This is a genomic window from Protofrankia sp. Cr1 (genome assembly GCF_963555865.1).
Lineage (GTDB): Bacteria > Actinomycetota > Actinomycetes > Frankiales > Frankiaceae > Protofrankia.
The window spans coordinates 3,020-4,203 of the sequence record NZ_CAUVXO010000574.1 but is presented as its reverse complement, the minus strand read 5'-3'; the positions used below and the strand labels follow the sequence as shown (position 1 = coordinate 4,203).

The following is a 1,184-nucleotide window of genomic DNA, read 5'->3' as shown; positions in this document are numbered from 1 at the left end:
CCTGTGTTCATCAGGTCACGCGGATCGCCCGCGGATGGGATCTGTGGCGAGGGGGCCGGGCCGGGCTGGCCGTCGGCGGGCTGGCCGTCGGTGGGCAGGCATCCGGTGGGCAGGCATCCGGTGGGCAGGCATCCGGTGGGCGTTGTACGGGCGGTGATCCGGCGTGCCAGACCGGGAGCGACGAGCAGGGCGCCCACGCTGTGCGCGGCGAGCCAGGCGGACGCCGCCCCGGTGGTGCCCCACCATCGGGTCAGCGGGAAGAGCGTCAGGAAAAGCACGAACAGTGACATGACTTGGATGGCGCAGCTGCGCCGGCTCAGTCCGTCCAGGCGCCACAGCACACAGCGCAGCGTCACCGCGGCCTGCGGGATACTCGCGACGAGCAGCAGCCGCAGCGCGGTGGTGCCGCCGTTGACGTAGGTCCGGCCGTACGGGGCGAGCAGCAGCGGAGCCGCGATCACCGCCAGTGCCACGCCCGCCAGTAACCCGGGTCCGAATCGGCGCAACGCCGACCGGGTGAGGGCCGTGGCCGTGTCCACGGCGCTGGCTGCCTGGATGGTCAGGGACAGGCCCACGGACAGGACAAGCGACTCGACCGCCAACACAATCGTGAACCCGACCGAGAAGGATGCGTTCGCGTCGTCTCCGCACCAGGCCAGGACGCCGAGCGGCACCGCCACCACGCCGGTCTGCGCGGCCAGCAGCGCCCCGTAGTCCCAGGCGAGAAAGCGCAGTAGCGCCGATCGCGCGGGCTTGTCCGGGCGTCGGGTACGGCTGCGCGGGCCGTCGACCAACCCGCGGCGCAGCAGCCAGCTGCCGATCGGCACGGTCAGGGCGGCCATCGGCAGGACCCACGCGAGGAAGACCGCGTGGGAGCTGCCCATTCGGGTCAAGATGATCAGTAGGAGTATCTTGGCGAGCCCGAACACGGTGTTCTCCACCGGGACCCAACCGGCCCGACCGACCGTGGCGAGTACCGAGTCCTGCAGGGCGAACAGCGTCCAAAGGGCCGCGGCCACCGGAAACAGCACGTCGAGGCCGGGGTCCGCGTGCAGGAAGCCCAGCCCCCTGGACACCGCCGGCCCGACCAGGACGACCGCTCCGCCGATCATGAGCGCGGCCGTGCCGCCGAGACCGAAGGAGAGCCCGACCATCCGCCGCCGGCCCGGTGTGATCGGCAACAG

General features: G+C 71.9%; 1 protein-coding gene. It reads right to left on the bottom strand.

Features of this window, described 5'->3' with window-relative positions; translation table 11 throughout:
• Positions 1-1,184 (bottom strand): hypothetical protein (locus tag U9980_RS26035; protein ID WP_322770346.1); only part of this gene is annotated, 1,184 nt, incomplete at both ends.